The sequence below is a fragment of the Dyadobacter sp. CY326 genome (assembly GCF_021390515.1).
Classification (GTDB): Bacteria; Bacteroidota; Bacteroidia; order Cytophagales; family Spirosomataceae; genus Dyadobacter.
Map to the genome: position 1 here is coordinate 123,601 of NZ_JAJUXI010000002.1, position 17,430 is coordinate 141,030.

At 43.1% G+C, this 17,430-nt stretch carries 22 protein-coding genes and 1 pseudogene; 10 read left to right on the top strand and 13 right to left on the bottom strand.

Annotated elements, in window-relative coordinates; translation table 11 throughout:
• Positions 1-247: 247 nt before the first annotated feature.
• The gene (locus LZG73_RS01060; RefSeq protein WP_233845643.1) at positions 248-1,006 is read right to left on the bottom strand and encodes an AraC family transcriptional regulator; all 759 of its coding nucleotides are present in this window, start codon (positions 1,004-1,006) and stop codon (positions 248-250) included.
• A gap of 13 nt (positions 1,007-1,019) precedes the next feature.
• Positions 1,020-1,325, bottom strand: coding sequence for an aldo/keto reductase (locus LZG73_RS01065; RefSeq protein ID WP_310588364.1), 306 nt, complete (start codon positions 1,323-1,325; stop codon positions 1,020-1,022).
• A 31-nt stretch (positions 1,326-1,356) separates the two neighbouring features.
• Here LZG73_RS01065 and LZG73_RS01070 point away from each other — a divergent pair, with 31 nt between their 5' ends.
• The 6 genes from LZG73_RS01070 (at position 1,357) to LZG73_RS01095 (ending at position 5,897) form a co-directional block, all read left to right on the top strand.
• A complete protein-coding gene (locus LZG73_RS01070) occupies positions 1,357-1,581 on the top strand; it encodes a hypothetical protein (protein WP_310588340.1) in 225 nt (74 codons plus the stop codon).
• Positions 1,582-1,866: 285 nt separating this feature from the next.
• The gene (locus LZG73_RS01075) at positions 1,867-3,303 is read left to right on the top strand and encodes an MBOAT family protein (protein ID WP_233845644.1); all 1,437 of its coding nucleotides are present in this window, start codon (positions 1,867-1,869) and stop codon (positions 3,301-3,303) included.
• Positions 3,304-3,305: 2 nt separating this feature from the next.
• The gene (locus LZG73_RS01080; RefSeq protein WP_233845645.1) at positions 3,306-4,358 is read left to right on the top strand and encodes a hypothetical protein; all 1,053 of its coding nucleotides are present in this window, start codon (positions 3,306-3,308) and stop codon (positions 4,356-4,358) included.
• Positions 4,359-4,483: 125 nt separating this feature from the next.
• A complete protein-coding gene (locus LZG73_RS01085) occupies positions 4,484-5,050 on the top strand; it encodes a Crp/Fnr family transcriptional regulator (protein WP_233845646.1) in 567 nt (188 codons plus the stop codon).
• Positions 5,051-5,108: 58 nt separating this feature from the next.
• Positions 5,109-5,477 (top strand): glyoxalase, encoded by a 369-nt coding sequence (locus LZG73_RS01090; RefSeq protein ID WP_233845647.1) that lies wholly within the window; start codon positions 5,109-5,111, stop codon positions 5,475-5,477.
• Between the two features lie 57 nt (positions 5,478-5,534).
• Entirely contained in the window at positions 5,535-5,897 is a 363-nt protein-coding gene (locus LZG73_RS01095) for a hypothetical protein (protein ID WP_233845648.1), read from the top strand.
• Between the two features lie 8 nt (positions 5,898-5,905).
• Here LZG73_RS01095 and LZG73_RS01100 read toward each other — a convergent pair whose 3' ends face one another.
• From LZG73_RS01100 to LZG73_RS01130, 7 genes are all read right to left on the bottom strand, one after another.
• Entirely contained in the window at positions 5,906-6,382 is a 477-nt protein-coding gene (locus LZG73_RS01100) for a hypothetical protein (RefSeq protein WP_233845649.1), read from the bottom strand.
• Positions 6,370-6,600: a hypothetical protein gene (locus tag LZG73_RS01105; RefSeq protein ID WP_233845650.1), complete on the bottom strand. Its 231-nt coding sequence runs from the start codon at positions 6,598-6,600 to the stop codon at positions 6,370-6,372. The genes LZG73_RS01100 and LZG73_RS01105 overlap by 13 nt, the downstream gene beginning before the upstream one ends.
• On the bottom strand, positions 6,597-7,052 hold the full coding sequence (locus LZG73_RS01110; RefSeq protein WP_233845651.1) for a DoxX family protein: 456 nt from the start codon (positions 7,050-7,052) through the stop codon (positions 6,597-6,599). Before LZG73_RS01110 ends, LZG73_RS01105 begins: the two co-directional genes overlap by 4 nt.
• Before the next feature lie 189 nt (positions 7,053-7,241).
• Entirely contained in the window at positions 7,242-7,823 is a 582-nt protein-coding gene (locus LZG73_RS01115) for a Crp/Fnr family transcriptional regulator (protein WP_233845652.1), read from the bottom strand.
• 57 nt (positions 7,824-7,880) lie between these two features.
• On the bottom strand, positions 7,881-8,954 hold the full coding sequence (locus tag LZG73_RS01120) for a sensor histidine kinase (protein WP_233845653.1): 1,074 nt from the start codon (positions 8,952-8,954) through the stop codon (positions 7,881-7,883).
• Between the two features lie 55 nt (positions 8,955-9,009).
• Entirely contained in the window at positions 9,010-9,927 is a 918-nt protein-coding gene (locus tag LZG73_RS01125) for an N-acyl homoserine lactonase family protein (RefSeq protein WP_233845654.1), read from the bottom strand.
• A gap of 19 nt (positions 9,928-9,946) precedes the next feature.
• The gene (locus LZG73_RS01130) at positions 9,947-10,498 is read right to left on the bottom strand and encodes a cupin domain-containing protein (RefSeq protein WP_233845655.1); all 552 of its coding nucleotides are present in this window, start codon (positions 10,496-10,498) and stop codon (positions 9,947-9,949) included.
• Positions 10,499-10,850: 352 nt separating this feature from the next.
• On the opposite strand from LZG73_RS01130, the gene LZG73_RS01135 reads away from it, so the two are divergent.
• Both LZG73_RS01135 and LZG73_RS01140 read left to right on the top strand, forming a co-directional pair.
• Entirely contained in the window at positions 10,851-11,615 is a 765-nt protein-coding gene (locus LZG73_RS01135) for a LytTR family DNA-binding domain-containing protein (RefSeq protein ID WP_233845656.1), read from the top strand.
• A gap of 93 nt (positions 11,616-11,708) precedes the next feature.
• Positions 11,709-12,101, top strand: coding sequence for a cupin domain-containing protein (locus tag LZG73_RS01140; protein WP_233845657.1), 393 nt, complete (start codon positions 11,709-11,711; stop codon positions 12,099-12,101).
• Between the two features lie 54 nt (positions 12,102-12,155).
• On the opposite strand, the gene LZG73_RS01145 is transcribed toward LZG73_RS01140, so the two are convergent.
• Both LZG73_RS01145 and LZG73_RS25610 read right to left on the bottom strand, forming a co-directional pair.
• Positions 12,156-12,407 carry a T9SS type A sorting domain-containing protein gene (locus LZG73_RS01145; RefSeq protein ID WP_233845658.1) on the bottom strand — a complete coding sequence of 84 codons (252 nt, stop codon included), beginning with the start codon at positions 12,405-12,407 and terminating at the stop codon, positions 12,156-12,158.
• 45 nt (positions 12,408-12,452) lie between these two features.
• Positions 12,453-12,512 (bottom strand): annotated as a pseudogene (locus tag LZG73_RS25610) (3-coathanger stack domain-containing protein); the annotation flags it as partial.
• A gap of 40 nt (positions 12,513-12,552) precedes the next feature.
• On the opposite strand from LZG73_RS25610, the gene add reads away from it, so the two are divergent.
• Positions 12,553-13,587: an adenosine deaminase gene (gene add, locus LZG73_RS01150; protein WP_233845659.1), complete on the top strand. Its 1,035-nt coding sequence runs from the start codon at positions 12,553-12,555 to the stop codon at positions 13,585-13,587.
• On the opposite strand, the gene LZG73_RS01155 is transcribed toward add, so the two are convergent.
• Complete coding sequence (locus LZG73_RS01155; RefSeq protein WP_233845660.1) at positions 13,564-14,676, bottom strand: acyltransferase; 1,113 nt, start codon at positions 14,674-14,676, stop codon at positions 13,564-13,566. The genes add and LZG73_RS01155 overlap by 24 nt on opposite strands.
• A 392-nt stretch (positions 14,677-15,068) precedes the next feature.
• Here LZG73_RS01155 and LZG73_RS01160 point away from each other — a divergent pair, with 392 nt between their 5' ends.
• On the top strand, positions 15,069-16,169 hold the full coding sequence (locus LZG73_RS01160) for an acyltransferase (protein WP_233845661.1): 1,101 nt from the start codon (positions 15,069-15,071) through the stop codon (positions 16,167-16,169).
• A 36-nt stretch (positions 16,170-16,205) separates the two neighbouring features.
• On the opposite strand, the gene LZG73_RS01165 is transcribed toward LZG73_RS01160, so the two are convergent.
• Positions 16,206-17,372 (bottom strand): NAD(P)/FAD-dependent oxidoreductase, encoded by a 1,167-nt coding sequence (locus LZG73_RS01165; RefSeq protein ID WP_233845662.1) that lies wholly within the window; start codon positions 17,370-17,372, stop codon positions 16,206-16,208.
• Positions 17,373-17,430 lie beyond the last annotated feature (58 nt).

Sequence of the window (17,430 nt, forward strand, 5' to 3'; positions counted from 1 at the left end):
TCAATTACGGAATCGTCCGAAACTAGCTTAATTAGCATTTCAAAGCCCCATTGGGGCTTTGTTCATTTAATACCTTTATCATATTTACAAATGCAGTGGGAAAGTAACCTAATAAATTGCTTTCAACCTGTGTCGAAAACCAGGCTATGCTAAGCTAAACCAGCTTCTCCAGAGATGTATTCAATGACCTGACACCAAACCCAAGTTAACGGTAAGTGGCTCTCAATAGTCCGTTTTCTGCCGTCTTTTAATTAAAAGAATTTCTGAATTCCAAAGGTGAAAAGTTGGTCTTTGTCTTGAAAAGTTTGCTAAACGATTGTGAATGTTCAAAGCCCAATTCATAAGCAATTTCCGAAACGGAAAGATTGGTCGTTGATAATTTTTCCTTTGCTTTTTCTATAATTACGTTCTGAATATATTGTTGTGTGTTAAGTCCTGTCAATGAACTCAACATATCACTCAAATAGCGTTGCGATAGCTTTAATTCCGTGCTAATATATTTTACGGACGGCAATCCGTCTTTCAAACTGTTTTCTTCCTCAAAATAGTTGTTTAAAAGTTTGTCCAAAGAAGTGATGATGTCGTGATTAACTGCTTTCCTCGTAATAAATTGCCTATTGTAAAAACGATTGCTGTAATTCAACAATAATTCTATTTGCGACACCAAAACGTCCTGACTAAAATGGTCAATATTGTTTTCTAATTCAATGGCTATTGTGGCAAATAAATTAGCTATAACATCTTTTTCTTTTGACGATAAAAATAAGGCTTCCGAAACATCATAAGAGAAAAATCCATATTGATTGATTGTTTTTCCCAATGAATAATTTCGGATAAAGTCCGGATGAAAATACAAGGCAGTCCCTTCATAGCTTTCTAGGTCTTCCGGTGGAAAAACAATTTGTTTCGGCTTCAAAAATGCCAATCCGCCTTCTTCAAAGTCGTAATAGCCCTGTCCGTATTTTATATGTCCTGTGAATATAGGCTTGAAGGAAATCTTGCTCATACTTGGTTTAGCTTTATGATCTATCTATTTGTTTTTCTAAAACTTCGGGATAGCGGTCACCCACAAGTGTTATTCCATTGACTGTTGTGTTGATTTTTGCAATTTCATCGGTAGTTAACACAATATTTGTACTGCCAATATTTTCCTCCAAACGATGTAATTTTGTAGTCCCTGGTATCGGTGCTATCCAAGGCTTTTGAGCTAATATCCAGGCTAGTGCTAATTGTGAGGTCGTAATCTCTTTTTGTTGAGCAATCTCAGAAAGTGCATCTACTAAAACCAGATTGGCCTTTATGTTCTCTTCGCTGAAACGAGGAATGACGTTTCTGCGGTCGACAGCCTATAGTTTTTTGTTTATTATACCTGTGGTGGCTCTTGCGTTTATCATAGCTTCTCCGCTTGCCTGGTATGGAATGAATCTCTGGCTAAGAAACTTTGCTTACCAGACGGATATCAAATGGTGGGTTTTTGCATTTGCAGCCGCCCTCTCCGCGCTGATAGCATTCGCAACGATCAGTTTTCAGAGCGTCAAAGCTGCGCTAATGAACCCTGTTAAAAGTTTGAAGATTGAGTAAGTTCATTCTTATTTCCCGTCGGGAAGGAGACAAGCGGTGAATCGATATTCACCCGGAATTGCCCGTTCAAATCGCCCATTTGTCCCTTTCGCAATCAATTTATTTTCTTTTGGCTATGGTCTATGCATTTTTATGCTAACCTAAATTACAACTACAAGCAGACATTTCGCGACAGTAAACCTCGACGTATACCATAATGGTTTTTACGCCTAAAAGTTTGCGGTCGGTACAACGTCAATTGCAGGCGGTCGCCGCGATTCGAACAAAAAAAAACATATAAGTAAGATGCTTTTTAACTCTACCAGCTTTGCAATATTCTTGCCGATCGTCTTTCTTCTATATTGGTTTGTAGCCGGTAGAAGTTATAAATTACAGAATAAGCTATTATTAATATCTAGCTATTTCTTTTATGCATGCTGGGACTGGCGCTTTTTATTTCTTTTAATATTCTCTACGCTACTGGATTATTATACTGGCATCAAAATGTCGGAAGCCAAAAATGCTGCACGGAGGGACTTTTGGTTCTGGTTAAGCATATCTGTTAATGTTGGATTTCTCGGGCTATTCAAATATTACAACTTCTTTATCACGTCATTTACGGAGCTTAATTCCGGATTGGGTTTCAAAATAAATCCTTTGACATTAAATATCATTCTTCCGGTAGGAATATCTTTTTATACCTTTCACGGACTATCGTACGTGATTGACATCTATAAAAAACGCATTCCGGCTGAAAGGAATTTTATCGATTATGCGCTATTTGTAAGCTTTTTTCCATTGCTTGTAGCCGGACCGATCGAGCGTGCCACCCACCTATTACCACAAATTCAGAGGGCCAGGATGTTCGCTTATTCAGAGGCGATTGATGGTCTCAAGCAGATATTATGGGGATTGTTTAAGAAAGTAGTCATTGCCGATCAATGTGCGGAATACGCGAATCAAATCTTTAATAATTCAGCAGGTGCATCCGGCAGCACCTTAGCAATGGGTGCTTTGTTTTTCACATTTCAGATCTATGGAGATTTCTCGGGCTATTCCGATATTGCATTAGGAACTGCAAAGCTATTTGGAATAAAATTGCTTAGAAATTTCGCTAACCCGTACTTCTCGCGAGATATAGCAGAGTTTTGGCGCAGGTGGCATATATCCCTTTCAAGCTGGTTCCGGGATTATCTATACATTCCTCTTGGAGGCAGCAAAGGTGGCACCTGGATGAAGGTGAGAAATACATTTATTATTTTCCTCGTAAGTGGCTTGTGGCATGGAGCAAATTGGACATTCATAGTTTGGGGCCTGTTAAATGCCTTATACATAATGCCTTCCATTGTGCTTGGCACGAATAGACACAATCTGGAGATCGTAGCCAAGGGAAGACTTCTTCCATCTATAAAGGAATTTTTAAGTATTGGATTGACCTTTATGTTAATTGCTTTTGCCTGGATATTTTTCAGGGCGGAGAATCTTACACACGCTATTAAATATGTGAATGGTATTTTTACCGGGTCATTTTTTTCCAAACCAGATATACACGCCAACAATCTCCTTCTCCTTTTAGTAATATTTATGAGCATAGAATGGTATGGCCGTGAACAAGAGCATCCCATTGCCAATCTGGGTACAAAATGGCCGAGATTTGCCCGCTGGGCAACATACCATTTAATCATTCTAAGTGTACTCTATTTTACCGGCTCCAAACAACAGTTTATATACTTCCAGTTTTAAATATGAAACAATTTCTAGTTAAATTGATCACCTTTTTATTGTCGGGGGCCATTCCGGCAATTGTTTTATTGGGAGCCGGCTATCTATACTTTGACCCATTCAAGGTTTTAAGAAACTATGGCAATTATTCTTATCCAATCGTTGCGTTCAACCGGGATAACGTTTCTACACACACATTTAGCACAAACTACAAAAAGCAAAAGTACAACTCGTTTATTTTCGGCAGTTCCAGGACATTGGCATTTAAGCCTGAATCATGGCAGAAATTTTTAAATAAAAACGACAATCCATTTATGTTTGACGCTTCGCGGGAATCCATTTACGGAATATATACGAAGTTGAAATATCTCGATTCGCTGCATGTCAAACTGGATAATTCTTTGATATTGTTATGCAGAGATGCATCATTCGACTACACATCAAATCACAAGGGATTCCTATTTGTTAAACATCCGATTGTAACTGGCGAAAGTGCACTTAGGTTTCATTTGATTTTCCTACGGTCTTATTTGGATTTAAAGTTTATCAGAAGTTTTTACACATTCATAGCAACCAACAAATATGAGTCGTACATGTCCGGCTACATCGAAACAAAAATGATCCGCATAGACCCGATAACGAATGGATATACTTTGGAAAGCAATGATCGGGAAATCATGGCGAATCCAAATAAGTATTACCGTAATCTGGAAACAGTATTTTATAAAAGAACCGGATACAAAATCGATACCGTGCAAAGAATTACTTCAAAACATTTATACCTTCTTCATGAGATTAAACGGATTCTGGATAAAAACCAAACACGCTACAAAATTGTGTTAAGCCCGCTATATGAACAGGTAAAATTTAACCCAGGGGATTTGTCTATATTAAAAAGTATTTTTGGGAAAAATCTTTACGATTTCTCAGGGAAAAATCCGCTGTCTGAACCAAAGACCAATTTTTATGAAGATAGTCATTTCAGGCCCCACGTAGGAGAAATTATCCTCAATTCAATATACAAACCCGCAAAGCCGGACAACTTTACTAACTACCAGGCCCTTAGGCTCAAATAAAGAAGGAATGGCAAAAAACTCGGCTGATCCAAAAATTTGAATATTAGTAACAAACCTAAAATGAAAACGTAAACATAAACGAAACGCTATGATTGTCGTACTTTCACCTCACAATCTTAGGTCCTATGTATTCAGAAATATTACGTGCAACCGGCATCTACACGGATGAGGAGGTAAGGCTCTTTGAAGAGGCGGCTAGCGTGCGCCAGGTTGCCCGAAATGAATTCATTCTAACCAAAGGCCAGGTTGCTAAATCCCTAAATTATTTGCTGAGTGGATCCATTTGCCACTATGAATGTGTAACTGAGCTGGATCGAAACATCATTGATTTGCGCATTCAAAATGAATGGTTTTTCAATTATCAAAGCCTGATTTCTCAACGCCCTTCTGAAACTTACATCCAAACTTTCACCGACAGCCGCGTCCTTGAACTCAGTCTTGAAACCGTTCATTACTTAACTGGACGGTCTATTGCTTTTTTGCAGCTGAACAGGGTTTTGGAAGGCGCAATGGAAAGAATGAAGTTCTTTGATCAGTCAATGACTCCTGCCGAAAAATATGTGTTCCTTCTCAATAACCGGCCAGGGCTGATACAGGCATTTCCTTTAAAAATGATCGCATCCTATCTCAAGCTGACTCCCGAAACGCTTAGCAGGGTCAGGAGATCGATCTCGAAAGCGGACATTTCTTGATTTGAATCAATAGGTCAAATCAGGCCAAAGCTATATTTTTGATTTAAAACTCAGGAATATGAAACAATCATCACGATCTATCCGGCCATTTATTGGTTGCCGGGATTTTGAATTATCCCGAAATTTCTATCGCGATTTGGGCTTTGAAGAAGTCGTAATCTCATCTGACATGTCCCTTTTCAGAACAGAGAACATTGGTTTTTACCTGCAAGATGCGTTTGTCCAGGATTGGATCGACAACACAATGATCTTTATGGAAGTAGAAAATGTACAAAACACTTGGGATGAACTCGTGTCGCTCAATCTTCCGGCCAAATACAAAGATGTGCGGCTCACGCCCATTCGAGTTGAGCATTGGGGCCGTGAATGCTTTGTCCACGACCCTTCCGGCATTTTATGGCATTTTGGAGAATTCTTTAATAAGTAATAGTCCTGATGTTTCACTGCACAGTAACAATTCCTGGCAGCAAACGACCTTACCAATATGAAATTCAGCAAACTTGTCCCCAACGTATTTTACGCCGATATCAACGATGCCCTCAAATTTTGGTTGGACTGTCTTGAATTTACAATTACGCATAACGAATTGAAAACGCACAAGCCATTTTGCGTGATTGAAAAAGATGGTTTACGCATTAACTTATTTCAGGACAGGAAATATGCAGAGGAGCATCATCCTGAATTTCGGCTCGTAACAGATGATATCCAATCTGTATACAATAAAATTGCTGCAAGCCACCCTGAATTCCTGCATCCCAATCTTAACAAAGTCACTTTACGTCCCTGGGGAGCCCAGGAATTTGCTGTCATGGACACGCAGCTGGGAGTTGTGATTCAGCAATGGTAACGCAACATTCAGTGGACAAAGTTTAAGGGCATTCCCCACTTCCGTATCCATTCATTTGCGGCCTCGACATTGGTAAAAAAATGCTCGTTATTGCTGCTGTATAATGATTCGTATTTCTCGATTTTGGATGCATCCTGATGGCAATGCGCCGCTGCAACGCATTGCACATTCCGCTTTTTCGTGATCAACATTTTGTCAGCATCTTCGGGGAACATGGCCACATAGCCGACCTTCCAGCCGTAATTGGCGAGCGTGAGCGGAATAATGTTGCGAAACTGTTTGTGCGCATCGAGGTCAACTGCTTTGAAACCATGCAGATTTATGAAAATTTTAAATGCCCCCGAATCAGGCACCTGATCCAGCGCATTTTGCAATGTTTGTTCCCAGCGGATAACATCCTCCCTGTCTATGTCGCCGCTGATTTGCGTAACGATAAGCTGTTCATCAGCGAACCAATCGCTGCGTATTGATTTCAAATTTGCCATTTTGTTATGATAATTGGATCTCTTGTGAGCATAATGCCGCTCATTGGCTTTTTGTTCTGGCCGTCGACAGAATGCTCGGAATCGTCGACAAAATGAAATTCAATGTTCGGGAATGACCGTTCAAGAAATGCATTTTCCATTTCGAAACCAACGTTGTCGGCCTGCCGAAGGATCAAAAAAATCACTAGCTGCAAGAGTACAAGCAAATGCGTTTTCATAATGCAGGCTGTCGCTTACGGAACAACAAGTGGCCCAGTGAATAACGTCCGCCGCCCGTGAAGACCAGCGATACTGCAATGCCGATCGCCAGCAGGAAAAACTCCATTCCTTCAAGCTTTTGAGAACCAAACCAATCCATGAAAAAATAGTCATGAAACGTCGTAACGATGATCCCGGTCATGACCGCAGTAATTCCGGCCGCCCAGATCCTCACTCCTAAACCCAGCACCAGCGCCAGCGGGCCAAAAAATTCAATGATAATAACCGTGAAGCCGATGATCCAGGGCAAACCGACCTGGCCCGTAAAATATTGCATGGTCCCTTCAAACCCGAAGCCGTTGAACCAACCGAGCAACTTTTGTGCACCGTGCGGAAAAAGAACTGTCGCGAGAATCAATCTCAGAAAAAGCGATCCATAATCAGAATTGGCACTTGATGACTTAAATAACATGGCTTTAATGTTTAATAATTGTTAAAAATTTGTTTGTGAATGGCGCTCCCATCAGCTGGGTAAGCGATTGAAATGATAACTGTTTTCATGGCTAACTTTTATGCAAATTTTGCTGGTCAGCGCTTGCCCGGCCAATCGCCTGAAGCAAGAAATTTCATGAACCTAGATTCATATTTTACAAGAAAATCTTCATTGTCTTTCCGCAGCCTGGGAACGGATGCGGCTCAATGTCTGGGGCGTAATGCCCAGATAAGAAGCAATTTGGTGATTGGCAACCCGCTGATCGATCTGCGGATATTTTTTGATAAAATCTTCGTAACGTTCCGGCGCACTTTTGGATAAATTGGACGACAGCCGCCTCGTGGAAGCAATGAATGCATTTTGAATGATCAGCCGAAAGTGCCGCTCCATCTTCGGGACTTTTTCATAAAGCGTTTCGAGGTCGGCTTTTGTGATCTGAACCACCTCCGTTTCTTCCAAACAGTCTATATTATACGTCGTAGGCGTTTCGGTCAGAAAACTGAAAAGGTCCCCTATCCACCAGTCTTCCAAGCCAAATTGCACAATGTGCTCCTGACCCTTGTCGTCGACCTGATATGTTCGCGTAACACCTTTAAGAATGAAGGTCTCATAGCGGGTTACATCGCCTTCTTGCAGAATGTATTGCCTTTTCCGGTATTTTTTAAAAGTAAACAGGGACTCAACAACCTTCACTTCATCGGAAGTGAGCGGCACATATTTGCTCAGGTTACGGATCAGCGGCTCCCACATATCAGCAAATATAAGTGAGAAACCGGTTAAGTATCAATGGTTTTTGCGCGGTTGCATTCATTCCAAGCCGGTCGTTTCGAAACCATTGTTTAACGACCGCGGCTCAATCAGCGGCAGGGTGACGGCAAAGTGCCCACCAATTTCTTCAATGCCTGGATCTTCCTGCCCAAGGAGCCGATATTTGGACAGGATATTGACCAGTCCCAGACCATTGTTCAGCACCCTCGTCTGTTTGCGTTGCACATTATTGCAAATGGTCAGTTGTGCCCGCTGCTCAGGTCGGTTTTGGGCCATTACACGAATGTGGAGTGGCTTGCTTGCGGACACGACATTGTGCTTTACGGCATTTTCAATTAGCAACTGCAAGGTGAGCGGCGGCAGCTGATAGTTACTCAGACCCTCTTCTATTGATAGCGTCAGCAACAATCCTTCTCCATAGCGTGTCCTGAGCAGATGATAATATGATTCGATGAACGCCAGCTCAGTATGCAAGCTAACCAGATCAGGTTCATTCGCATTCAGCACATAGCGGTAAACCGAACTGAGTTCGCGGGTAAAAACTTCGGCTCGTTGCGGCGCCTGACCAATCAGCGACACCAGTGAGTTAAGACTATTAAACAAGAAATGCGGATTAACCTGATTTTTAAGGCTGTCATACTGACTGCGCAAGCCCGCATTTTTTGCTGCCTCAACCTCTTGAATCGCCTCGCCGTATTTTTTCAGATAATATTTGAGCTCAAAAATCAGCCCCATCAAAACCACCCCGACAAGCCAAACCCCAACCCGCTTCAAGTAGGTTTCCATCCCCACAACGCCACTATTCGTATGCGTCAGCCAATTGGTAAACCCGATAAAAACAGTGTTCAAAATAGCCGTAATTATAAAATACCCCAGAAACGAAATGATAATGCGCTTTCTCGTCTGTTCAAGCGTCGCATATTTCAGGCGCACATACAGCATCCAGCGCATGGCTGCCTCCCACATGCCAAGGGCAAAGCCAATGCCGACGGCAGACCACGCCAAATATTTGGTCCAGTTGTAGTTAACCTCTTCCAAAAACAGCAGATTTGCAAGCAAGATTACTGCCGGAATGAAAACCAAACGCAGCAAAAGGTCGTCGGGACGCTTCATCAGAATCGAGTGTTGGAGCTCATGAGTCATTCAAATTTATCAAAATCCTTAATTTTTAAAAACGCAGGAAATCGAGTGTCCGCATCCGCTCAGAGCCTTGCTGGTCGTGCGTTGTCAGATAAAGTGTAGGTTGCCTGCGGCAATAATGCTTAATGCGTTCGATGGTTTTATACGACTGCCGGAAATCCTGGTTGATACCCGCGATGATATTTTTCACGAGAAATTCCTGATTGGGAGTGGCATCAGCACCAAGTATAACGTGAAAATGCCTTGTTTCAAGCAACACAGCGCTGTGCCCCAGCGTATGCCCGGGCGCCGGCACAACCTTGATTTCCCCCGATTTAGTGAAACGCTTGTGCGCCTCAAATGGATCGGAAGCCTGCCGCTCATATTCAAACACATGAACCTTGTCCTTGAACCAGCGCGGATACAATGATTCCAGCGGAGAAGCTGGCTTCGCCCATTCCAGTCGGTTAACAAATATATCGTTGTGTTCAAAATAGCGCAGTCCGTCGACGTGGTCGAAGTGCAAATGGGTGAGGATTACTGCCTTAATCCGCTCACGATCAATGCTTAACGTATGGAGCTGCGGCCCGACTTCCTGTGCCGGCTTCACATCAAGTCTGAATTGCGTCTGGCAGAACCAGCGTGACATCGCATTTTCTCCGCTGAAATAATCGGGTTCTGTGACAGCTGCGTTTTCTCCGGTGTCAACCACAAAAACTCCTTCCGGATGCTCTAGTACCCAAACCCAAATAGGCTGAAAGTCGGTGAATTCGGATTGGAACATAAAAGTTAATTTGGAACGCAAGCTTCCACCGATCGCTTGCCTGAAATTTTTTTTGACGGCGATCTGACCCGTGGAAAATGCATGTAAGCGGCCCGGCCCTTCTTTAAATTCGAGGTCGATGCTGACTGGTTTGAAAGGTGAGAGCCATTGATCGGCAAATGGATTGTGTTTTGGGATTTCCATGGTGTTATGTTTGATTAAATTAATTCAAATATTTGTCGTAAGTCGCTCGGTAACCGGCGAGGCGGGCAATGGGGTTTAATATTTTAAAAAAGAGCCTTATGCCCAGGGAGGGCGGAGATGCGAGCCGCCAAACCTCCGAAAAGCGATGCACCAACAGCACGGCCTGCAATAAAGACGGTGCACCATTTGACTTGGTCTTCCCTTCATTGGCTAGTCCCGTAAGCGTTTCAAAAAGATACTCCGTGTCCAGCGCAGGTTCGACTTTCCAATTAACCTTCGTTTCATTTTTGGATGCGTTCCACATTGAATGGACAGTGCCCGCAGGCACCTGGAACCGGTCACCTTTACGGAAAAGCTTAACCTCAGCATTGATACGAACGGTCAGCTCTCCACTCAAAACGGTAAAGTCTTCGGCTTGGCGCGGATGATAATGGGCAGGCGGTTCAGCGCCATTTGGCTCGTAAGTTGTTTCAATTTCAAGCAGTCGCCCATTCGTGTCCGCGCTCGTTTGCAGAAAGCGATAGGATTGGCCGGTTAGCTCGTTGCGTATGAATTTGTTTTTAAAAGCCATTGGTTTCTTGCGTTAACATTCAACATCAGGTAATTTTCTTTTTGTTTTTAACGGCTCAAAATTGAAAGCTTACGTGCTGAATGCCAGTATGAAAGAGGCTTAACCAGCGAAAAACCATCTCCAACCACCGAAAAATAACCTTGGGATTTACCTGCCGCCTACGGACCGGCCCGAACCGCATAAAATGCGTTGAGCCATCGTACGAACATGGCTTGTTAATCGGACGTTAGACAATTCGCCACACTGATTCGCGATTCTGTCGATGTTTTCTGCGATTTCGTAGGTCGGTTCCTTTCCTATTTGTCAGAATTTTAATCAATTCGTCTTTTCGTTCGCTAAGACCGCATTCATCATGAACGTTCTATTGATTGAAGACGAAGTGCTGGCTGTGCAGCAACTCACCAAACTGTTAGAAGAAATTGGCCCGCATATCCGAATCATCGGGCAAACAGACGGCATCGAATCATCCGTCGAGTGGCTCAAATCTCATGCAATGCCCGATTTGATTCTGATGGACATTGAACTTTCGGACGGCCAAAGTTTTGAGATTTTCAATCGGGTGGATGTGCCGTGTCCGGTCATTTTCACGACTTCATATGACGAATATGCCATTCGCGCATTTCAGGTCAATAGCGTGGATTACTTGCTGAAACCCATTAAACCGGCCGACTTGGCCAGGGCTTTAACGAAATATGAAAGATTTAACCGTCAAGGTGCATTTCCCATGAATTTGAGTCAATTACTGGGAGAACTGCAACGTCAGAATCAGCCCCAGGAATACCGCACCCGATTTTTAGTCAAACAAGGTCAGCGACTCTTGCCCATTGACGTTGAGCGGATCGCCTATTTCTGCACTGAGGACGGACTTACTGTATTCTTAACGCGGGAAGGCATGAAACACGTAGTTGATTATACGTTAGAAGAACTGGAAGCAATGCTCAATCCGAAGGTTTTCTTCCGCGCAACGCGCCAGTTTATCCTATCCATCGATTCAGTCGGCGCAATTCACACGCACTTCAATGGGAAACTGAAATTACATTTGACCCCGGCTTCGGACAAAGAAGTGTTCGTCAGCCGAGAGCGGGTCAATGCGTTTAAAGACTGGTTGGGACGTTGACGATGACTATATTAATCGGTAATGAGAGATCTTAACTCTCCAATCAAATAGCTTTTCACTTACTTATTTAAACAAATCATAATAGGCTTAACAATGAAAATTACGTTCACATTAATTCTGTTTTGTGTTTTGTCAATTGCGTTTGCACAGCAGAAAACAATTTCAAGAAAAGACTTGCAAACTGCTTTAATTGAGCAGAAAGTCAAGACGGTAGAAATCCAGGAAATTACTTTTCCCGCAGGCCAGCATGCACCGGAACATTTGCACCCTTGCCCGGTTGTGGGTTACATTAAATCGGGTAGTGCCCGCTTTCAGATAGCGGGTGCTGAGCCCGTCATTCTCAAAGCAGGTGAGTCATTTTATGAACCGAAAGATGCGACGATCTTACATTTTGACAATGCATCAGAAAATGAGGAATTGACCTTTGTGGCTTTTTATTTGAAAGAAAGTAATGAAGAAAAGGTCAAGTTAATCTCTCCGAAATAACTTCTTGGGAATGATCTACTTGCATCATCGGGAAAGTTAATTGCGCGTGCAAAATTATCTCGTTTTCATCAGGCGAATGGTCTTGATTTCGTTGTTGATCCTGATCTTATAATAATATATCCCTTCCGGCAGATTCTCCGCATTGATCATTATTTGCTGGCGACCCGCTTCGCGAAGTTTCGTTTCCTCCCTGAGCACTTTCCCATACTCATCCGTAAGCGCAAGTGAAGTCTGCGCCGCGACTGGAATAGTAAACTCGACGGTCGTTTCCTGCCGGAATGGATTGGGATAGGCCAGCGGTTTCATTTGGCTTTTCGCACCGAATGAAACCTCAATTTCGCCGATCTCAGCTTTAAAAAAAGCACCGGCTTCGGCCAGAAATCCGGGGTGCAGTGTTATAGCTTTGCCTGCCTTGTATGCAGCAACCGCTCATTGAATATACAATCCAGCCATGAGCATCTCAGACACTATATTATTAGAAGCTACACCCGAAATCGCCTATCTGCAACAAATGCCGAAAGTTGAGCTGCACGTGCATTTGGAGGGCGCGCTTCCACCGGCAACTTTGTTAAAACTGGCGCGCAAGTACAATCACCCAATAGGCAAGTGGACGGAAATGCAATTAATGGAATGGTTTAGGTTTAAAGATTTTCCGCATTTTGCCAAATCATACATGACCATCTGCGAGTGCATACAGACGCCCGAAGACATTGAACTGCTGACCTACGAATTCTTGCAGGGGCAAGCGCAGCAAAATATTGTGCACACCGAATTCACATTTACGGCATGGATTCATCATAAAAACAGACAAATTCCCTACCCCGAACTCTTTGCAGCTGTCCATCAGGGATGCTCACGGGCTGAGCTCGACTTCGGTGTTACGAGCCTGGTCATTGTGGATATACCACGCGGTTTTGCAACGCCGGAAGAAGCTTTAACGATGACCAAACACGTTGTAGAAGCCGAGCGCTATGGAGTGGCTGCATTAGGACTTGGTGGATATGAGGTTGGTAATCCGGTGGAAGTTTACCGCGACAGCTTTGAGCTGGCGCATTCGGCCAATCTCACCTGTATTTTACACGCTGGTGAAACCGAAGGGGCAGCCAGTATTTGGGAAGCATTGGAAACGGGACACAGCCTCCGCATTGGCCATGGCGTTCGCTGTCTCGAAGACCCGGCACTTGTTCGCTATCTTATTGAGCATCAGATTCCCCTCGAAGTTTGCCCAACCAGCAATGTTTGTCTCAAAGTTGTAGAAAGTTTTGAAAAACATCCGTTACCTCAGCTCATAGAACAAGGTCTTTTGGTCACCTTAAACAGTGATGACCCAGCACTTTTCTCGACAACACTGACAGACGAGTATGTGCAATGCCATCAAAAATTAGGTCTTTCCATAGAAACCCTGTCCGGTTTGGTAAATAATGCTATGCAGGTTTCCCTTGCGGGTCGGTTTGACAAATATTTACATCATCGTCGGACTTACTAATACAGGTTTAGGCAAAGGTTCGAGCCGGGACTTGAAGCGCAAGAAAAACGCTTCGAACGTATGGAAACTGATTACGCTGACAAGCACTACGATCATAAAAAACGGAATGATCCAGAGCTCCGAAAAGCCATATCTAGCCTTCAAAAGCAAATAAATCCCTTTGTAAAGTAGCCAATGATACACATATAAACCGTAGGAATATTTACCAAAAAAAGTAAGGAAACTAAGCGATAAAACGCGATTGGTAAAACTTCCTATCTTCCCCTGATCAAATACAAAAGTTACAATGGCGCCGAACATCAGCGCAAATATTGTATACCCAGCCCGGACGAAGTAAGCATTGCGAAAATGCAGACTATCCGAATCAATTGACATTAAAATCAATGTCACTAAGCTCGCCAGGAATATTGGAACGGCTATTCTATTTAGCACAGATTGATACGCTCTAACCAAAATTGCGGTGATTGCGCCAATGGAAAGTGCGTCTACTCTTGCGAATGTGAATACATAGCTGAAATCGCTGTTAACGTGTAGATTTCGAACGATAAGGCTTGTGGCAATAAGCCCGGCACAAATGAGCAGAACCTGAGATTTGTTGAAATAGTAAATTACAACCGGCCAGAATAAATAGAACTGCTCTTCTACGGCAAGAGACCAAAAATGGTTGAGAATGTCAGTCACGCCCCAGCCCGTGTACGAAAAATACAGGTTTTGTGTAAATGTCAGATAATAACCAACACTCTCGAAATGACGTTTGTCGAATATCGGATTGAAGGAAACCACACTTGGAATGCTGATAGCCAGAAAAACCGCCAGCAGGCACAAATAGTAAAGCGGAAAAATCCGTAATGCTCGTTTCGCCATAAACGCAGTAAAGTAATTGTCGCGCTTTTTCGTGTCGAGCAGAATGCCTGTGATTAAAAAGCCTGACAACACAAAAAACAGATCAACTCCTACCCATCCGATTGCGGAGATGGATTTAACGAGGGTAACCTTCGAGTATTCAAGGCAATGAAATCCCATCACCAGCAGAATAGCCACACCTCTTATTCCATCGAGAGAACGCACATGTCCTCTCTTATAGCTCAAATCCACTTCGGCTTGATTAACTCCCCTTTTGGAAAGATTGAAACAGGAACAGCAACGAGCTGAAGAACGGGTGGCGATGAAAAAATAAGGCGAAGCACCTTAAATGCTCGGTAACAAGCATAATCGGCAAAATTCAAGTGAATCATTTGAAACGAAGTAAGAGAGTAGATGAGTAAGGATAGTGGTCAACTATCAAATATAACGAAATGAGCAGACCACAAACTAGGTATCGAAAAAATATATTAATTAATTCTACATTTATTAGGCTTATTACGCAATTCGCTCCTATGTGCTACTACTAAATTCCCCGTTAAATAAGATCGTCTTTACGATCCGATCCGGTGCAATAATTTATCTTAAATTGAAAGTGAGCGTCATAAATGAACATTGAAATGAAGAGCCATTCTGATAAGCTGATCAAGTTGGAAATGATCCGGGGATTTGCGGCCGTTTATGTCGCCATCGGACATACTGTCAAAAATTCGTTGATGATCGCAAACATTAACTTTTCCTATCTTTTCAGGTTCGGTCAGGAGGCAGTGATCCTGTTTTTTATTCTAAGTGGAATTGTTATTCAATATTCTTTTGTCAAATCAGAAAACAAATCTTTTCAATCCTTCTTTTTGCGCCGATTTCTGAGAATTTACGTCCCGCTGCTTCTTGTTTTTTTTACCAATTATTTGCTAGTTTATTTTTCAGAAGGGTTGGCTCAGGTAAGCTGGGCCGAGTTGGCAGGAAATATATTGATGTTGCAGGATTATAGCCAGGTGAAGCCAGGCACGCTCGTTGCGCCATTTTTAGGAAATTCACCTTTATGGTCCCTGTCCTATGAATGGTGGTTTTACTTTATTTTCTTCGCCTTATACTCTCGCTTTGGGAGTCGTTCGGGGCGTTATGCACACGCAATCAGCATTATAGCTGCTATATCATACTTTTTTTACCCCACCTTTGCAGGCAGGGTAATGATGTATTTAACCATTTGGTGGGCAGGTGCCGACATTGCATTGTTGTACGTCCGAAACGAAGCAATTACATTGAAAACGCTCGCTATTCCTTTGTCAAGCATTACTGCAATAACAATCATTCTTGGGCTCAATGCCTATTTCAATGCGGACAAAATGAGCGCATTGCTGCACGACAGCGGCCCCGGCGTAAGTCCAATATTAGAGCTCAGACATTTTGCTTTTGCCTTCCTTATAATTCCTGCTGCATTACTCTGGCGTGCGTGGAAATGGATAGGATTTTATCCAATATTCGGTGTATTTAAACACATTGCACCCATTTCTTTCGGCATTTACATTTCACATTTCTTTTTGATTTCCAATGCCAATTATCTGGCCAATGTTCTTCCAAACCGGCCGTTACAGCTGATCGTTTATACGCTGGTCTGCCTCATTTTCTCCTATGTTGTTGAGCGAAAAATTTACCCTGCAGTAAGTCAAATGTTCAGAAAACAAACTGCCCCCCAAAAAGCCGCGCTCACATTAAAATAGATTGCATGAATGGGGACAACCAGCAAGCTGCCTTAATCACCGCATTTCTAAATCATTAAAGAAATCGAGCATAAATTGGAGACTGTTTTCAGACAGCATTGCTTCCATCAGCTGCGACGCTTCCTCCGTTGCTATCACGGCTCTGGCAAGCATCTTGTTTTCAAATGCAGTGACTGCTTCTTGTATGGTGTCGAAATGATCTTTGCAAAAGGCCTCATACAATTCCACTGCGTCGAGCATTGCCTGATTTACACCATCCCCCGAAGGCGGCGTTTGATGTGCTGCATCGCCGATCATCGTCAAATTTGGAAGTGATTTCCAAGATTGATCGAGCGGAAAATGATATTGCGGACGTGCAACAAAATAAGATTCGTCACTCGAAAATATTTCGTACCAATCATCACTCCAGTCGGAAAAGCGCTCTTTAAACCAGGCTAAAACTTGCTTTCTGTCTGTAAAATCAATGCCGGACTTTTTGACAAAATCGTCGGCTTCCTCTGTGATCGTGTAAAATGAAAGCGAACCTTCGCCTTTGGCACTCAACACAATTGTTTTGCCCTTCCAATGTGCAAAAATCTTTCCACCATGTGTAAGTTGCCACATGTCAGGAGCATTCACCGCCGCATTGTAAACATTTCCCTCAACAATGGTCACCCCCGAATAAATGCGTTCAATGTCTGTAATGTATTTCCTGACTTTCGTGTTTGCCCCGTCCGATGCAATCACCAGATCTGCATAAGCCGTAGTTCCGTTTGCAAAACACAAATCCCAGCCTTCACCATTTGCTTTCAGTTCGGTAAATTTTGAATCCCAAACAACCGTCTTGTCATTGAGTGAAGCGATGAGCAAGTCGCGCAGCGGGCCGCGGTCAATTTCCGGACGCGCATGAATGTTGTCCAAATCCTCAATCGGTGCATTGTCGTGCTCGGTGTAATGCACAACCGCATTGTTGTCTGTGATGGCAACTCGCTCGGCACCAGGTCGGAAATTTTCCCTAAACTCCTCCATCAGCCCCGCTTCCGCCAGTGCTCTCAGTCCTGATTCGTAATGCAGGTCAAGCGTTGCGCCTTGCTGACGGACATACTGATCTGCATCCCGTTCGTACACTTTGACATTTACACCTTGTTGTTGCAAAAGTCTGGCAAGGGTTAAGCCGCCGGGACCGCCACCAATGATTGCCACTTGTTTGTTCGCTAATAACATATCGTTTTTTGTTTAAACTGCTTTTTCTTGAACACAAAATTCGATATACCTTTGAGGA